Annotated in this window: 13 protein-coding genes; 5 read left to right on the top strand and 8 right to left on the bottom strand. The window is 32.4% G+C overall.

All coding sequences use genetic code 11. The annotated features are described in order from the left end of the window. Window positions 1–11 precede the first annotated feature (11 nt). The 3 genes from paaA to ACYEKI_RS17360 all read right to left on the bottom strand — a co-directional run bounded on the left by paaA (window position 12) and on the right by ACYEKI_RS17360 (window position 2,897). The gene (gene paaA, locus ACYEKI_RS17370; RefSeq protein ID WP_459212478.1) at window positions 12–968 is read right to left on the bottom strand and encodes a 1,2-phenylacetyl-CoA epoxidase subunit PaaA; all 957 of its coding nucleotides are present in this window, start codon (window positions 966–968) and stop codon (window positions 12–14) included. 132 nt (window positions 969–1,100) lie between these two features. After that, window positions 1,101–2,174: a 1,2-phenylacetyl-CoA epoxidase subunit PaaE gene (paaE, locus tag ACYEKI_RS17365; protein ID WP_459212477.1), complete on the bottom strand. Its 1,074-nt coding sequence runs from the start codon at window positions 2,172–2,174 to the stop codon at window positions 1,101–1,103. Between the two features lie 153 nt (window positions 2,175–2,327). After that, on the bottom strand, window positions 2,328–2,897 hold the full coding sequence (locus ACYEKI_RS17360; protein WP_459212476.1) for a TetR/AcrR family transcriptional regulator: 570 nt from the start codon (window positions 2,895–2,897) through the stop codon (window positions 2,328–2,330). Window positions 2,898–2,982: 85 nt separating this feature from the next. Here ACYEKI_RS17360 and ACYEKI_RS17355 point away from each other — a divergent pair, with 85 nt between their 5' ends. Then, a complete protein-coding gene (locus ACYEKI_RS17355; protein ID WP_459212475.1) occupies window positions 2,983–3,390 on the top strand; it encodes an META domain-containing protein in 408 nt (135 codons plus the stop codon). Between the two features lie 57 nt (window positions 3,391–3,447). Here ACYEKI_RS17355 and ACYEKI_RS17350 read toward each other — a convergent pair whose 3' ends face one another. Both ACYEKI_RS17350 and ACYEKI_RS17345 read right to left on the bottom strand, forming a co-directional pair. Further along, complete coding sequence (locus ACYEKI_RS17350; protein ID WP_459212474.1) at window positions 3,448–5,073, bottom strand: T9SS type A sorting domain-containing protein; 1,626 nt, start codon at window positions 5,071–5,073, stop codon at window positions 3,448–3,450. Between the two features lie 153 nt (window positions 5,074–5,226). Further along, window positions 5,227–5,430: a hypothetical protein gene (locus ACYEKI_RS17345; protein ID WP_459212473.1), complete on the bottom strand. Its 204-nt coding sequence runs from the start codon at window positions 5,428–5,430 to the stop codon at window positions 5,227–5,229. Window positions 5,431–5,641: 211 nt separating this feature from the next. Here ACYEKI_RS17345 and ACYEKI_RS17340 point away from each other — a divergent pair, with 211 nt between their 5' ends. Further along, on the top strand, window positions 5,642–7,405 hold the full coding sequence (locus ACYEKI_RS17340; RefSeq protein WP_459212472.1) for an aromatic amino acid hydroxylase: 1,764 nt from the start codon (window positions 5,642–5,644) through the stop codon (window positions 7,403–7,405). Window positions 7,406–7,469: 64 nt separating this feature from the next. On the opposite strand, the gene ACYEKI_RS17335 is transcribed toward ACYEKI_RS17340, so the two are convergent. Continuing rightward, window positions 7,470–8,549, bottom strand: a complete 1,080-nt coding sequence (locus ACYEKI_RS17335; protein ID WP_459212471.1) for a proline racemase family protein — start codon at window positions 8,547–8,549, stop codon at window positions 7,470–7,472. Window positions 8,550–8,575: 26 nt separating this feature from the next. Next, a complete protein-coding gene (gene lhpI, locus ACYEKI_RS17330) occupies window positions 8,576–9,544 on the bottom strand; it encodes a bifunctional Delta(1)-pyrroline-2-carboxylate/Delta(1)-piperideine-2-carboxylate reductase (protein WP_459212470.1) in 969 nt (322 codons plus the stop codon). 220 nt (window positions 9,545–9,764) lie between these two features. On the opposite strand from lhpI, the gene ACYEKI_RS17325 reads away from it, so the two are divergent. The 3 genes from ACYEKI_RS17325 to ade all read left to right on the top strand — a co-directional run bounded on the left by ACYEKI_RS17325 (window position 9,765) and on the right by ade (window position 13,399). Beyond that, window positions 9,765–11,054 carry a S28 family serine protease gene (locus ACYEKI_RS17325; protein WP_459212469.1) on the top strand — a complete coding sequence of 430 codons (1,290 nt, stop codon included), beginning with the start codon at window positions 9,765–9,767 and terminating at the stop codon, window positions 11,052–11,054. A gap of 445 nt (window positions 11,055–11,499) precedes the next feature. After that, window positions 11,500–11,697 carry a hypothetical protein gene (locus ACYEKI_RS17320; RefSeq protein WP_459212468.1) on the top strand — a complete coding sequence of 66 codons (198 nt, stop codon included), beginning with the start codon at window positions 11,500–11,502 and terminating at the stop codon, window positions 11,695–11,697. 79 nt (window positions 11,698–11,776) lie between these two features. Further along, on the top strand, window positions 11,777–13,399 hold the full coding sequence (gene ade / locus ACYEKI_RS17315; protein ID WP_459212467.1) for an adenine deaminase: 1,623 nt from the start codon (window positions 11,777–11,779) through the stop codon (window positions 13,397–13,399). Between the two features lie 79 nt (window positions 13,400–13,478). Here ade and ACYEKI_RS17310 read toward each other — a convergent pair whose 3' ends face one another. Next, a complete protein-coding gene (locus ACYEKI_RS17310; RefSeq protein WP_459212466.1) occupies window positions 13,479–14,579 on the bottom strand; it encodes a DUF4407 domain-containing protein in 1,101 nt (366 codons plus the stop codon). Window positions 14,580–14,591 lie beyond the last annotated feature (12 nt).

Below are 14,591 nucleotides of genomic sequence, written 5' to 3'. Positions count from 1 at the left end.
TAAAAAGAATCTTATACTGCTTTTTTAGTTTTTTTATCTTGTTGTTTTTCTGCGTAGGCCATTGCTGCATCTCTTACCCATTCTCCATTATTCCACGCATTGACTCTAGCGCTTAGACGTTGTTTGTTGCATGGTCCGTGACCTTTGACTACTCTCCAGAATTCATCCCAATCTATAGGTCCAAAATCATACGATTTACGTTCTTCATTCCATTTTAAATCTGGATCAGGAACTGTTAGTCCTATTAATTCTGCTTGTGGTATTGTTTGATCTATAAATTGTTGACGTAATTCATCATTTGTTTTACGTTTTAATTTCCATTTCATGGATTGTGCAGTGTGCACAGACTCTGCATCTGTAGGTCCAAACATCATTAAGGATGGCCACCACCAACGGTTTAAGGCATCTTGTGCCATGGCTTTTTGTTCTGGTGTTCCCTTGGCTAGTTTAAGCATGATTTCGTATCCTTGTCTCTGGTGGAAACTTTCTTCTTTACACACTCTAACCATGGCTCTTGCATAAGGTCCATAAGAAGTATTACACAGCGGCACTTGGTTAATAATAGCTGCTCCATCTACTAACCAACCTATAGCTCCTATATCTGCCCATGTTAAGGTTGGGTAATTGAATATACTTGAATATTTTGCTTTCCCAGTATGTAATTGTTCATACAATTCGTCTCTAGAAATCCCTAAAGTCTCGCAAGCACTGTATAGGTATAACCCATGTCCTGCTTCGTCTTGTACTTTGGCTAACAACGCAACTTTACGCCTTAATGAAGGAGCTCTAGTTATCCAATTTCCTTCTGGTAGCATTCCTACAATTTCGGAATGGGCATGCTGTGATATTTGCCTGATATGCGTTTTGCGATACTTTTCTGGCATCCAGTCTTTGGGCTCGATTTTCTCATCGCGTGCGATTCGCTGCTCAAAGATTTCCTCTAAACTTTTGATTTCTTTCTCGCTCATCGTTTTCTATTTTGTTATGCTTTGCAGCATAGGTTTTATTCTTATTGAATTGTTTTGCGTTAAGGATTGAGGCTTTGTTGAAGCTCCTCGTTAGAGAGCGACTGCCGAAAGCCTGACCCGAAGGGAAACGTCCTAAATATCAAAATCTACCACCACTTTTTCTGTCGTTGGTACGGCTTGACACGAGAGTACAATTCCTTTTGTAAGTTCGTCTTCTTCTAACGCATAATTAATTTTCATCTCTACTTTTCCTTCGACCACCTTGCACTTACAGGTACTACACACACCACCTTTGCAAGCATACGGTAAATCTGCTCCTGCTGCTAAGGCCCCATCAAGAATATTATCATAATCATCTTCCATTCCGAAATGAAACTCCTTTCCTCCATCGATAATAGTTACTTCTGTTCCATCAAACTTATGTTCTATGGCCAAAGCAGCTCGTTTTTTATCTTCTTCGGATTGTCCTGAGAAGAAGAGTTCATAATGAATTTTCTCTTTGGATAATCCAGCAGTTTCTAGTTCGTCTCTGATTAAAAAGATCATTTCTTCTGGACCGCAAATGAAACATTCGCTCACAGAAGGAATGTGAATTATTTTTTGGGTTAGTTCTTGTATTTTTTCTGCAGTAAATCGTCCGTTTAATAACGGAATATCTCTTTGTTCTTTGGTTAAGAAATAAAATATCTCGAATCTACCAAAATAGGTATTACGCAGTGCTTCTATTTCTTCTTTAAAGATAATGGATTTTGCGTTGCGATTCAAGTAAAACAGCTTGAATCTACTGTTAGGCTCTAGCGCTAGATGCGTTTTTATAATAGAAAGAATCGGTGTAATTCCGCTTCCTGCTGCAAATACTATATATTCTTTGGCTTGTGTAGTTTCTACTTCTGTATAGAAATTTCCGCTTGGAGGCATTATATCTAATACATCTCCTACTTTGAGTTCTGTATTGGCATAGGTAGAAAATTTTCCGCCTTCGATTTGCTTAATTGCAACTTGCCATTTGTTTTCTACAGGACTAGAGCACAGCGAATAGGATCTTCTTACATCTTCTCCGTCAATTGCTGTTTTAAGCGTGAGATATTGTCCTTGTTTATATGAAAATGTTTCTTGTAATTCTTGTGGAATATCAAAAGTTACCGAGGAGCATGTCTTTGTCTCCTTTTGGATTTGGCTAACTTTTATAGGATAAAAATCGTTCATTTATGCAAAACTATAACGTTATAGTTTTGCTAAACTAACGATTGTTAGTTTTATTTGCAAATAAAGATTTGTTAAAGTACTTATGAAGAACTTTGGATTATTTTAAAAAGACCGTTTCTATTTATCTTTTCTCCTTATATGTATTATGTGGCTTTAAATAATTCCTTTTAACAGGACAGAAATCATATCTTTCTTTAGGATTTCGGCATCTATTTTTTCTTTTTTAGGATACCATAAATACAAGGTTCTTAAGGTAGATAATGTAGAAAACACCATGATCTCAATATTGTAGGGTTTGATTTCTTTTAATTCTACTCCTTGACGAACAATCTTTTTAAAGTTTTCTTCGTAATCGATTCGCATTCTTTCAAAATACTGTAGATTTTTTTCTTCCAGATGCATCCAATCATTATTCAACGCCGCCAAACCGTCTGCATTACGTAATGTTACATCTATGTGTAAATCGATAATACGTTCTAGTTTCTGGATGGTATCTAGTCGTGTTTTTACGATTTCATTCATTCCGTTTGTAAACTCTTCGGCTAGACTGATAATGATCGTTGATAGAATCTCTTGTTTGGATTGTATATGATTGTATAGACTTGCTGCTTTGATCCCCATAGCTTTGGCTAAATCTCTCATGGTTACAGCACTATATCCTCTTTCTTTAAAAAGAATTGCCGCTTCTTTTATGATTTCTTCTCTTCTGTTTTCTACTCTCATTAATTGTTTTCTATAAGCTTTCAAAAATAGCTTTAAATTCTATTATACTGTCTTATCTTTGATTTAAATTTTAATTTTCAAAATCATGAAGTTTTATTATTCTCTGCTTTTATGCTGCATTTTAAGTTGTACAAGTACACAAAAATCAACAATTACATCTGAAAACAGTTTAAACGGTTCTTATCAGGTTATTTCTTTATTAAATGAAGATGTAACTAGCAAAAAAATCACTATTTCTTTTAATGATATAGAACATATCGCAAGTGGTAATGCCTCATGCAATTCTTATTCTTCAAAATATTCTTCGGATAAAAAAAATATTTCTTTTTCTCAGCAAACCACTACTAAAAAGTTTTGTCCTAGTGATATGAAATATGAACAACTATTTTTGAATACTTTAAATACTATTACTACCAAAGAAATACAATCTGGCAAATTATTATTATATAAAAATGATGGCGTTTTAGCTATAATTGGAAAAAAAATAAACTAATAAAAAAGAGCCTTCTAAAAATTAGAAGGCTCTTTTTTATTGCTGTTTTGAGTATTATTATTTATTCAATAATATTTTTTCTGTAATCTTTCCTCCTGTAGTTGTATCTTCTAATGATACAAAATACATTCCGTTTCTATGTGAAGACAGATCAATTTCTTCATTACCGAAAGCTAATTCTCCTTTATTAATTTCTTGTCCTAAAATACTATACACTGTATAAATTATTTTATTACCAGAAGTATTATTAATATTTAACCTTCCATTAGATGGATTTGGATACAACTGTATATTATCTGCTAAAACTCTATCTTCTACACTTAATGTTTGTGTTAACATATCTAAAGTTGTTTGCCCTGTTCCTGCTGGATCTAACCATGTTGCAAAATTATTTTCGTTCCATGAAAGTGCAAATCTTCCGTAAAAATCTCTAGCATCATTATCTACTGTTCCAGCACAAGCTGCTGCTCCTCCATATAATTGCCCAATTACATGCCCATTTTCATTAAATAATGCTGAACCAGAAGATCCTCCTTCAGTTACACCTAATTCCCATCCATCTCCAGTACTTGTGATCTCCCACGTCTCTGCTGAAGACCCACTTATTGTATTTGTTCTTTTTATTACAGCTGAATCGTCTCTACATACTTTCATGATGTCTGCAGATGGGTGATGTATACCTACTACGTATGATGGAAAATCATCTGTTCTATCCCATCCAGCCCATTCTAAATCCCAAGAATCATCTATGCTGTTTAATTGTAATAATCTAACATCAGTATTAGAATTAGTTGCTAATCTAGTTGCTCCACTTGTTGTTTGATTAACGGTTGCATCTGTACTATTAGCTGTAGTAGCACAAGATGGATTCGGACTAATCCAATTAAATCTAAATGACCATGTTGACTCAGCTCCAGCATTACAATGGTTAGCTGTTAAAAAATAAGGTGTTTTATCATTATTTGTATTGTTAACTAAAGTTCCTGTACATACAAATCCTTGCATAATAATAAAAGCAACTGAATGCTTTAATCGTTCTTTTAATGGATCAAAATCACTTCCTATTGAACAATCTACATCTAAATTACAACTCCCAGAACTATTCAAAGCTTTTTGTTGTACTTCAGCATCTGTTATTGATCTATATCCGTGCACCACTCTAGTTAAATTTAATTTCCCTTGTCCTTTTACTTTAGCTGGTTCATGATACTCTATCCATACATTTTCACCTTCAACCATCCATGTTCCTAGCATTTCATCTTCATTATTCATTACATTAGTATATGCTCCTAACAAATCACTTCTGTCATTATTATATAAGTATACTGTAGCCCCAGTTGGAACTTGATATTTATCAAAAACAAAATTCATTGTTTTTGCTCCCTTAGAGATAATATTTATTCTCCATATTCTATCTCCATTAGATAACTCATCCCATACTCCTGAATTGTTTAAACCTAGATCTACTTTATATTCATATCCAAATCTCCATGGTTTAGATTCGTCTAAATCATTAATTTCATCTTCTTTTTGTACTTCTTCTAGATTAAATTCTGGCATCATTATCGGCTGTGTATTTTTTTTCGCTGCTAATGACCAACTTTTTGGTTCTCCCTCATTCGTTATTTGGGCTTGAATACCAAAAGTAACTAGTAGTAATAATAGTAATAGTTTTATTTTCATAATTATTAAGATTTTAATGAACTAATCTACAAAACTAATAAATAACATGATTTATAGATAATTTTTTAACACATATCTAGTTAAAAAATCAAAAGACCATGATTAAACATCATAGTCTTTTGATTTTATTCTTAATAAAAGATTATTATCGAATTAAGATTCTTGTGGATTATTTGGATCGTTAGGATTTGCTACACATCTCCATCGACCATCTACACATTTAAGGATATCAAATCCTATACAAGCTAGATCTTCTGGCCCACATACTTCTTCAAAAACGAATCCTCCTTTAATTTCTTTTTGTGTTGTTTTTGCTAATGTTTTAACTCCTTCTAGTTTTGAAATTTTTGTAATCATAATTGATTTGATTTTATATTGTTTTTTTATCTCTTACAATGTACAAGGAAATACTGATAATAAATGTTAGCGTTTTACTAAAAAAGCTCTTTTCTTACATTTTATCAATTTCTTTATATCACTTTTTTAACAGTTTTGTAGTACATTCTTTAGGTTATAATTTAAATAAAACTCTTATTTTTCGCCTTTTATATTTTATCCTATTTAACTCATGTCTGATACGATCGTTACTAATCCTTTAATAGATAAATTACCTGATCATTTAAAGCAATATATCAAACCTCAAAACTATGAGGATTACACTCCTATTAATCAAGCTGTATGGCGTTATGTCATGCGTAAAAACATTGTTTGGTTGAGTAAAGTTGCCCATGAGTCTTATCTTAATGGATTGGAACAAACAGGGATTTCTATAGATCACATCCCTAGTATGTATGGTATGAATCGTATTTTACAAAAAATAGGATGGGCTGCCGTAGCAGTGGATGGGTTTATCCCACCTAATGCTTTTATGGAATTTCAAGCTTATAATATTTTAGTTATCGCATCGGATATTAGGCAGCTCGAAAATATAGAATATACTCCTGCTCCTGATATCATTCATGAAGGTGCTGGTCATGCTCCTATTATTGCTAATCCTGATTATGCTGAATACTTAAGACGTTTTGGTAAAATAGGTAGTAAAGCTATTTCGTCTAAAAAAGATTATGAAATGTATGAAGCGGTACGCCTTCTCTCTATCTTAAAAGAAGCACCTACCTCTACTCCTGAAGAAATAGCTGAGGCTGAAGCTGAGGTTGAACGTTTACAAAATGAACCTCAAGAATTTTCTGAGATGTCATTAATACGTAACCTTCATTGGTGGACTGTAGAATATGGTCTTATAGGTAGTGTCGAAGATCCAAAAATCTATGGTGCAGGTTTACTTTCTTCTATAGGCGAAAGCGAGTGGTGTATGACAGATAATGTAAAGAAATTACCGTATTCTCCAGAGGCTGCGTATCAAGATTTTGATATTACCAAACCTCAACCTCAACTTTATGTAACACCAGATTTTGCATATCTTTCTCAAGTACTTGAAGAGTTTGCAAATACTATGGCTCTGCGTACTGGAGGTCATAAAGGGTTAGCAAAACTTGTCGAATCAGAAAATCTAGGTACTATTGAATTGAGTACCGGATTACAGATTTCTGGAGTTTTTACTCGTATGATCAAGAATGAAGATAACGAGGTTATTTATTTTCAAACGACAGGTCCTACTGCTTTATCTTATAGAGAAAAAGAAATTACTGGTCACGGTATAGCTACTCATCCAGATGGTTTTGGTTCTCCTCTTGGTAAATTAAAAGGTATCAATCTCGCGATTGAAAATATGTCTCCTAGAGATCTTAAAGCATATAACTTTTATGATGGTAAACGTATTGCTTTCGAATTTGAAAGTGGTATTACTGTAGAAGGATTAAATGTTACTGGAATGCGTAATATTAAAGGTGAATTAATTATTATTCGCTTTGAAGATTGTACTATCAAATATAAAGACGAATATCTTTTCAAACCAGAATGGGGTACTTTTGATCTAGCTGTAGGTAAGCATATAGTTTCTGCTTTCTCTGGTCCAGCTGATGATACTTCTTTTGATTTGGTTAACCATATTCCTTCTTCTACTACTATCAAAGTAACACTTACTCCTGAACAACAGGAGTTAAATGATCTTTATGCTGCAGTACGAAATATTAGAGAAGGTAAAAACAGTACTTTTTCTCTCGAAGGCGTATTTGATATTTTAAAAGGCACTCATCAAGAAGATTGGCTATTAGCTCTAGAAATTTATGAATTAGTTTATGATCTTGATCTCGCTTTTACTCAACAAGTATTAAATCATCTTGAAGCCTTAAAAGTTGCTAAACCAAACATACGACACTTAATTATAAGTGGTCTTAATATTATTCAAGAAGCCCAAACGCAAGCTTCTTAAGGATATACGAGTTTTATAAAACCAAAGAGCAACTAAAAAAGTCTTAGTTGCTCTTTTCTTTTTTCTATCTTAAAATAAATCCATCTTTCATTGGATCATCCGGATCAATTACAAAGGTTTGCATTCCTGTTATATGTGCTGTTCCTTCAACTTGAGGGATTACTGCTTTAAATGGTCCAAAATCTTCTTCGGTTACTAATGAACCTTTAAAAACTGATCCTGTAATACTTTCTACTGTAAATGTTTCTCCAAAATCAACTTCTTTTCTAGCACGATGAATTGCTACTCTCCCTGATACTCCCGATCCTGTAGGGCAACGGTCTACTTCCCCTTCGGCAAAAACACAAACATTACGGCTATCTACTGGATTAGTCACTGCATCACCTATAAAAATTGTCCCGTATAAAAAACTTAGATCTTCTTCATAAGGATGTAATATTTCTTTATCTGCCTGCATTACGGCATGCTTTATATCCATTCCTTTTGCTATTATCGAACGATATGAATTTGGTGTAAGATCAAAATCAAAATTATTTTTATCCATATTTACGTATGCATAAAAAGCACCTCCATAAGCCAAATCATAGGTTACTGTTCCTAAGCCTTCTACTTCTACATTTCGATCTAATCCTACTACAAAACTTGGTACACAATGAAAACGAACTCCAGTTACTTTCCCATTTTTCACATTAGTATATGAAGTTATTCTTCCACAAGGAGCGTCTATCTTTAAAATATTATCACCTTCTTGTACTGTAATCCAATTCATTTCTACAGCTAAAGTCGAAATTGCAATTATAGCATGCCCGCACATAGTACTATATCCTTCATTATGTAAAAAAATGATTCCAAAATCTCCTTCTTCATCATTAGGTGGTAACAAAATACAACCATACATATCTGCATGTCCTCTGGGTTCAAACATCAATGCTGTACGTAAATAATCATAATTTTCTTTACAATATCTACGATACTCTAGTACAGAATTCCCTTTTAACTCTGGAAAACCATCTACGATTACTCTTAATGGTTCCCCTCCTGTATGCATATCAATAGTTTTGATTTGCAACCAATCTTTTGGTATATTAAAATCTGTGTTTTCTAATATTCGTTGATATGTATTTAATTGTGTTGTCGTCGTCATAGTTTTACTTTTATTCTTAGTAATCTTTATGCTGTTACTAAAGTTTCATGTTTTTTATAATAATACGTTGCCGCAGCCAGATCTTCAAGAGCGTGCCCTACTGATTTAAACATTGTAATTTGATCGTCGTCTATTCTTCCTTCTTTTTTTCCTTCACACAATTCAAATAGATCAGCTTTAATGTCTTCTTCTTTTAATACTCCTTCTTGAATTGGTATTACTATATCGCCACTTTCTTTTAATCCTCCTTGATATGTATCTAGATACACATTTGCTTTTTGCACTGTACCGTTATCTGCTTCTCTCATATCTTTCTTGTATGCTCCTACTAAATCTATATGTTGTCCTTTTGTAAGATATTCACCTAATATCAATGGTGTTTTAGATAATGTTGCACATGAGATAATATCTACTTTACTTATCACTTTTTCTATTGCTGTTACAGCTTTTATAGTAAATTTCTCTTTAGATAATTGGTCACAAATCACTTGTGCTTTCTCTATATTACGTCCCCAAACATACACTTCTGTAATCGGTCTTACTGCCGTATGTGCTAAAATAAGATTAATAGATAATGCTCCTGTACCTATCATTAATAAGGATGATGCATCTGTTCTTGATAAATAACTCGAAGCCAATGCTGATGTTGCTGCAGTTCGTTTTGCAGTTAACGCTTTTGCTTCTAGTATAGCTTTTATAGATCCTTTGGTAGCGTCTAAATAGATATACGTTCCTTGTATCGATGGTAAATCAAACCTTCCATTTTCTGGACTCACAGTTACTATTTTTACTCCTGCATCTTTACTAGGATTCCATGCTGGCATTAACAATAAAGTAGAATCTGCATCAACTTCTGGATTTGCAAAGTCATGATGATGTCTCATGGGTATTTGTAATTCTTTAGAAAGAAACCCTTCTTTAATTACTGTTACCAATTCATTAAAATCTGTATGTTCATTTATAAAGGTATCACTTATCTGTATAATCGGTTCCATAATTATATTATCTCTTTTTAATGGTAATAATGTTTATCGCTAATACGAGAAAATATTATCGCCTTTTCTTTATAAAAATATAAGTTTTGCTTTTTTTAAACCGATTTTAATCTCATTTAAATAAAATCATATTACATATGGATAATTTTATATCACATTAAGCTTTCCCTATTTCTCAATTTTTCAGATATTCCCTTATTAATTTTATGCTTGCGATTTTATGAAATCTATATCCTCATTATCACTCTTATTTATTTTTTTAGTTTTCTCTTCTTGTGCTTCAAAAAGAATTCAGTTTGAAGGTTTATCTTTTAAACAACAATTATCAACTTTATTTCCTAATGCTAAAATTAGTGAGATAACAATCAAAGATCACTTTACTGATTCTTACCAAGTAATACTTTCACAACCTTTAGATCATCATAATCCAAAAGCTGGTCATTTTGATCATTATATCTATATTTCTCATAGTGGTTATCAAAAACCTACTGTTTTTATTACCGAAGGTTATAGCGCTCGACCTCAAACGTATGAATTAAGCTCTAGATTATCGGCTAATCAAGTACAGGTTGAATATCGTTTTTATGGAAAATCACGTCCGACTCCTATTCCTTGGAACTATTTAACTAATGATCAAGCTATCGAAGATTATCATCAAATCATCAAAAAATTAAAGTTACTTTATTCTGGAAAGTTTATTTCTACAGGTATTAGTAAGGGTGGTGAAACTGTCCTTATTTATAAATCAAAATATCCAAAAGATATTGATATCGCTGTGCCTTATGTAGCCCCATTAATTAATACTCAAGAAGATCCGAGAACAACCACCCATATCAATACTGTAGGAACTCAAGAATGTCGTGATAAGATAAAGGCTTTTCAACGTGCTTTATTAGAGAACAGAATTGCACTATTATCTGAGATCAAAAAACATGTTACCGAAAAACAATTGTCTTTTACAGAAGTTTCTATGGAAGAAGCACTAGAATATGCTGCTTTAGAATTCTCTTTTTCATTCTGGCAATGGGGTGAAAAATGTGAAGAAATACCAGAAGCTTCTGCTACTCCAAAAGTTTTATTTGATTATATAAATAAGGTAGTAGGTATTAGTTTTTATAGTGATGCATCATATCATCGCTATCTTCCTTCTTTTTATCAACATGCTCGAGAATTAGGTTATTATGGATTTGATTTTACTCCTGTAAAAGATTTACTAAAAGCTGTAAAAAGTAGTTCTAATTTACGTTTTGCGCCAAAAGGTGTTGACCTTACTTATAATCCTAACTATATCAAAAAGGTTCGTAATTATGCTGAGCAAAAAGGTAATCAAATTCTATATATTTATGGTGAATACGACACTTGGGCTTCATGTAGACCTTCTCCTCAACCTCATCTTGATGCTTTAATGATGGTCTTACCTAAAGGTTCTCATAGTACACGAATTAAAGATTTTCCTGAAGCTGATCAACAAAAAATCATGAATACTCTAGAAAATTGGCTAAAAAATTAATATCCTATTTTAATCATTAAATAATGACTGCTTCTTCAAATATAAAGAAGTAGTCATTATTTTTTCATCATCAATTAGATTATATGTTTTTGCCCGGTCCAAGTTCTTTTCCTGCAATTTTACTTTTGTTCTTTCTTTTTATCATTTTACCTATTGGACTTCTTTCTATATTAATACATTTAATATTTAGATCTTTTTTATTTTATAAAATACACATTCTTCAAAAGAATTTATTTATCAAAATCATTTATTATACAACTCTTTTTTTTCTCTTCCTCTATTATTTTTTACTTCACTTTTCAATAGAATTCTTCCAGCTTCAATAAACAACGTATTTACAATAAAAAATGTATGTTTTTACCATATACGGTTTAATACTACTTTCACTATCTTGAAACCTCATAAACAATTAATTAACAATCATACAAATCTAAAATTTTCAATTATGTTAAAAAACATTCTAAATGTATCTGGTGTTCAAGAATTATCAAAAAATGATCAAAAAGAATTTATGGGAGGTGTACCTGTATTAATACCACGTTCTTGTGATGTTGTATGTCGTACTGCCCCTAGAGGCACTGATTGTGGGCCTTCTCATTGTCCTGGTGTTTGTGATGGTCATGGAGGTTATTACAATATTTAAAAAATATTCTTTCTTATTTTTTGAGGTTATTGTTAACAATAACCTCTTTTTTTATCCTATTTCTCCTTAATTTTACCTTATGAAAATACAAGGTCAAATTGTCGATATTCAAAATAAGAATATCTATAGTGGAGAAGTGACTGTTATTAACGGAATCATCACTTCTATTATTCCGAAAGAACATGACATACAACAATATATTTTACCCGGTTTTGTCGATGCTCATATTCATATAGAAAGTTCAATGCTTGTACCTTCTGAATTTGCGAAACTCGCAGTTTTACACGGTACAGTTGCTACTGTTTCTGATCCTCATGAAATAGCTAATGTCTTAGGGGTTCCTGGTGTCGAATTTATGATTGATAATGGTAAGAAAGTTCCTTTTAAGTTTAATTTTGGAGCTCCTTCTTGTGTTCCTGCTACATCATTTGAAAGTGCTGGGGCTATCATTAATTCTAATGATATTAAAGCTTTATTAGCTAATCCTGATATTAAATATCTTGCCGAAATGATGAATTATCCTGGAGTTCTCTTTAAGGATGAAGAAGTCATGAAAAAAATTGAATGGGCAAAACATTATAATAAACCTATAGATGGGCATGCACCTGGATTACGTGGTGATGATATCACTACCTATATTGCTGCTGGTATGTCTACAGATCATGAATGTTTTACATATGATGAAGCTTTAGAAAAGTTACAAAAAGGAATGAAAGTTATCATAAGAGAAGGTAGTGCTGCCAAAAATTTTGAAGCTCTTATCGATCTTTTACCAGATCATTATGAAAACATGATGTTTTGTTCTGATGATAAACATCCTGATGATTTATTGATCGATCATATTAATAAGTTATGTGCAAGAGCTGTTGCTAAAGGTATTGACATCTTTAAGGTACTTCTAGCAGCTTGTATAAACCCTGTACAACATTATAATCTTGATGTGGGTTTATTACAAAATGGTGATCCTGCAGATTTTATCATTTTAGAAGATTTAGTGAATTTTAAATGTTTAGCTACATACATCAATGGGGAATTAGTTGCAGAAAAAGGTATATCAAAAATTGATTCGGTTCCTTTTGAGTGCTTAAATAATTTTAATACGGATAAAAAGGTAGTCTCTGATTTTGAATTTCATTCTGCCGCAGAGCGCATTCGTGTAATTGAAGCTCTAGATGGAGAATTAGTTACTAACGAAATTGAAACTGATAGTTTGATTATTGATGGTAACCTGGTTTCTAACGTTGATAATGATGTTCTTAAAATGACTGTTGTTAATCGTTATGAAAATCAGGATCCTTCTATTGCTTTCATTAAAAATTTCGGTCTTAAAGAAGGTGCTATTGCATCGTCTGTAGGGCATGATTCTCACAATATCATTGCTGTAGGAACAACTGATGAAACTATTTGTCGCGCTGTTAATTTGTTAATAGAAAATAAAGGCGGGATCTGTGCTGTCAATGCTCATGAAGAAAAAGTTGTTGCATTACCTGTAGCAGGTATAATGAGCGATCAACCTGGGGCTATTATTGGTGAAGCGTATGCGCAATTAGATACTATGGCTAAAACAATGGGAAGCAAACTACGTGCTCCTTATATGACTTTATCTTTTATGGCGCTTCTGGTCATTCCTGCTTTAAAGTTAAGTGACAAAGGGTTATTTGATGGAGGTACATTTAAATTTACTTCTGTCGAAGTAAAATAGCGTATTTTTAATCTTATATTATAAACCATAACAGTAAAGCTGCACTTATATTCGTGCAGCTTTATTGTTTCTTCTATTTTTATAAAATATCTGTTTGCCTTTTATAAAATGCGTCTTGTTGCTTTTGCATTAATTCTCTAGCGACTTTCTTTTTATAAGCATACAATTCTTCCTCTTCGGCCATATCTTGATATACTTTATCATTTATGATATGATCGGTTTCTACAACTATATCTCTTTGTGTTTTTTGTTGCTTTGTCCAACTTTTTATTTCCTCCTCTTGAGTTTCTAATCGATAATCATATTCTCCTTTAGGAGACATTAGTTTTGATAAAATTGGAGCTGTTTCTATGGCTAAGAATAATAAGAAAATAAAAAAGGATGGCAACCACGGTAATTTGTCTAATGCATTAATCCTTGCCATTAAACCATCAAAGTTATCTATGATAGGTTGAGAGGTACTAAGCTGTTCTTCAAATCGCTCAGTTAATGCCAATTTCTCTTTTTCTAATAATGCTATTTTTTCTGTATTTATTTTTTTTAAAGCCATTAATTCTGCTTGTGCAGCATCGTGTTTTTCTCTTTTTTCTTTATATACTGGTCCTTTTCCTAACTTTTTTGTTCCAGATGTTCCTTCAGCTTCTGCGATATAAGTTAGGTATAGTGCATTAACTTCGGTTTCTTTTTCCTGAATTTCTTTTTTAAGATTTGAAATCCCACTATCTATGGTAGTAAGTTCTGGTGAATATTGCGTTGCTATTTGTTCTTTATTCGCTAATGTATAATCGTTCTTCTCTTCTAATAAGACTCTATCGATCTCTTTTTCAAATATTTTTAACTCAAGTGGTTTAGAAATTACAATTGCTATAATTACTGCTAAAACCAATCTTGGTAATGCTTGCAATACCTCTTTATATCGCTGATCTTTTTTCTTTATCGTTGCTACTATAAAACGATCTAAGTTAAAAATCAATAATCCCCAAATAAGTCCGAAAAAAATTGCCGTATAATAATTATCAAATACTGTATATAGCGCATATGATGCTGCTATAGTTGCCATCATAGCAGTAAAGAATATAGTTCCTCCTATTCCTGCATATTTATTTTGTTCTCCATTTGAGCTTTGAGCAATAAGTTCTTTATCTGCTCCAGAGCATAATATAAAAAATCGTTTAAGCATGTTCTCCCTTGT

Origin of the sequence: Aquimarina rhabdastrellae, from assembly GCA_947387485.1 — a bacterium.
Taxonomy (GTDB): domain Bacteria; phylum Bacteroidota; class Bacteroidia; order Flavobacteriales; family Flavobacteriaceae; genus Aquimarina.
This window is presented reverse-complemented; position numbering and strand designations above follow the sequence as displayed.

Coding starts and splice junctions, on each gene's coding strand:
- ade (WP_459212467.1), top strand. CDS start 11,777: ATGAAAATACAAGGTCAAATTGTCGATATTCAAAATAAGAATATCTAT.
- ACYEKI_RS17350 (WP_459212474.1), bottom strand. CDS start 5,073: ATGAAAATAAAACTATTACTATTATTACTACTAGTTACTTTTGGTATT.
- ACYEKI_RS17345 (WP_459212473.1), bottom strand. CDS start 5,430: ATGATTACAAAAATTTCAAAACTAGAAGGAGTTAAAACATTAGCAAAA.
- lhpI (WP_459212470.1), bottom strand. CDS start 9,544: ATGGAACCGATTATACAGATAAGTGATACCTTTATAAATGAACATACA.
- ACYEKI_RS17325 (WP_459212469.1), top strand. CDS start 9,765: ATGAAATCTATATCCTCATTATCACTCTTATTTATTTTTTTAGTTTTC.
- ACYEKI_RS17310 (WP_459212466.1), bottom strand. CDS start 14,579: ATGCTTAAACGATTTTTTATATTATGCTCTGGAGCAGATAAAGAACTT.
- ACYEKI_RS17320 (WP_459212468.1), top strand. CDS start 11,500: ATGTTAAAAAACATTCTAAATGTATCTGGTGTTCAAGAATTATCAAAA.
- paaA (WP_459212478.1), bottom strand. CDS start 968: ATGAGCGAGAAAGAAATCAAAAGTTTAGAGGAAATCTTTGAGCAGCGA.
- paaE (WP_459212477.1), bottom strand. CDS start 2,174: ATGAACGATTTTTATCCTATAAAAGTTAGCCAAATCCAAAAGGAGACA.
- ACYEKI_RS17360 (WP_459212476.1), bottom strand. CDS start 2,897: ATGAGAGTAGAAAACAGAAGAGAAGAAATCATAAAAGAAGCGGCAATT.
- ACYEKI_RS17340 (WP_459212472.1), top strand. CDS start 5,642: ATGTCTGATACGATCGTTACTAATCCTTTAATAGATAAATTACCTGAT.
- ACYEKI_RS17355 (WP_459212475.1), top strand. CDS start 2,983: ATGAAGTTTTATTATTCTCTGCTTTTATGCTGCATTTTAAGTTGTACA.
- ACYEKI_RS17335 (WP_459212471.1), bottom strand. CDS start 8,549: ATGACGACGACAACACAATTAAATACATATCAACGAATATTAGAAAAC.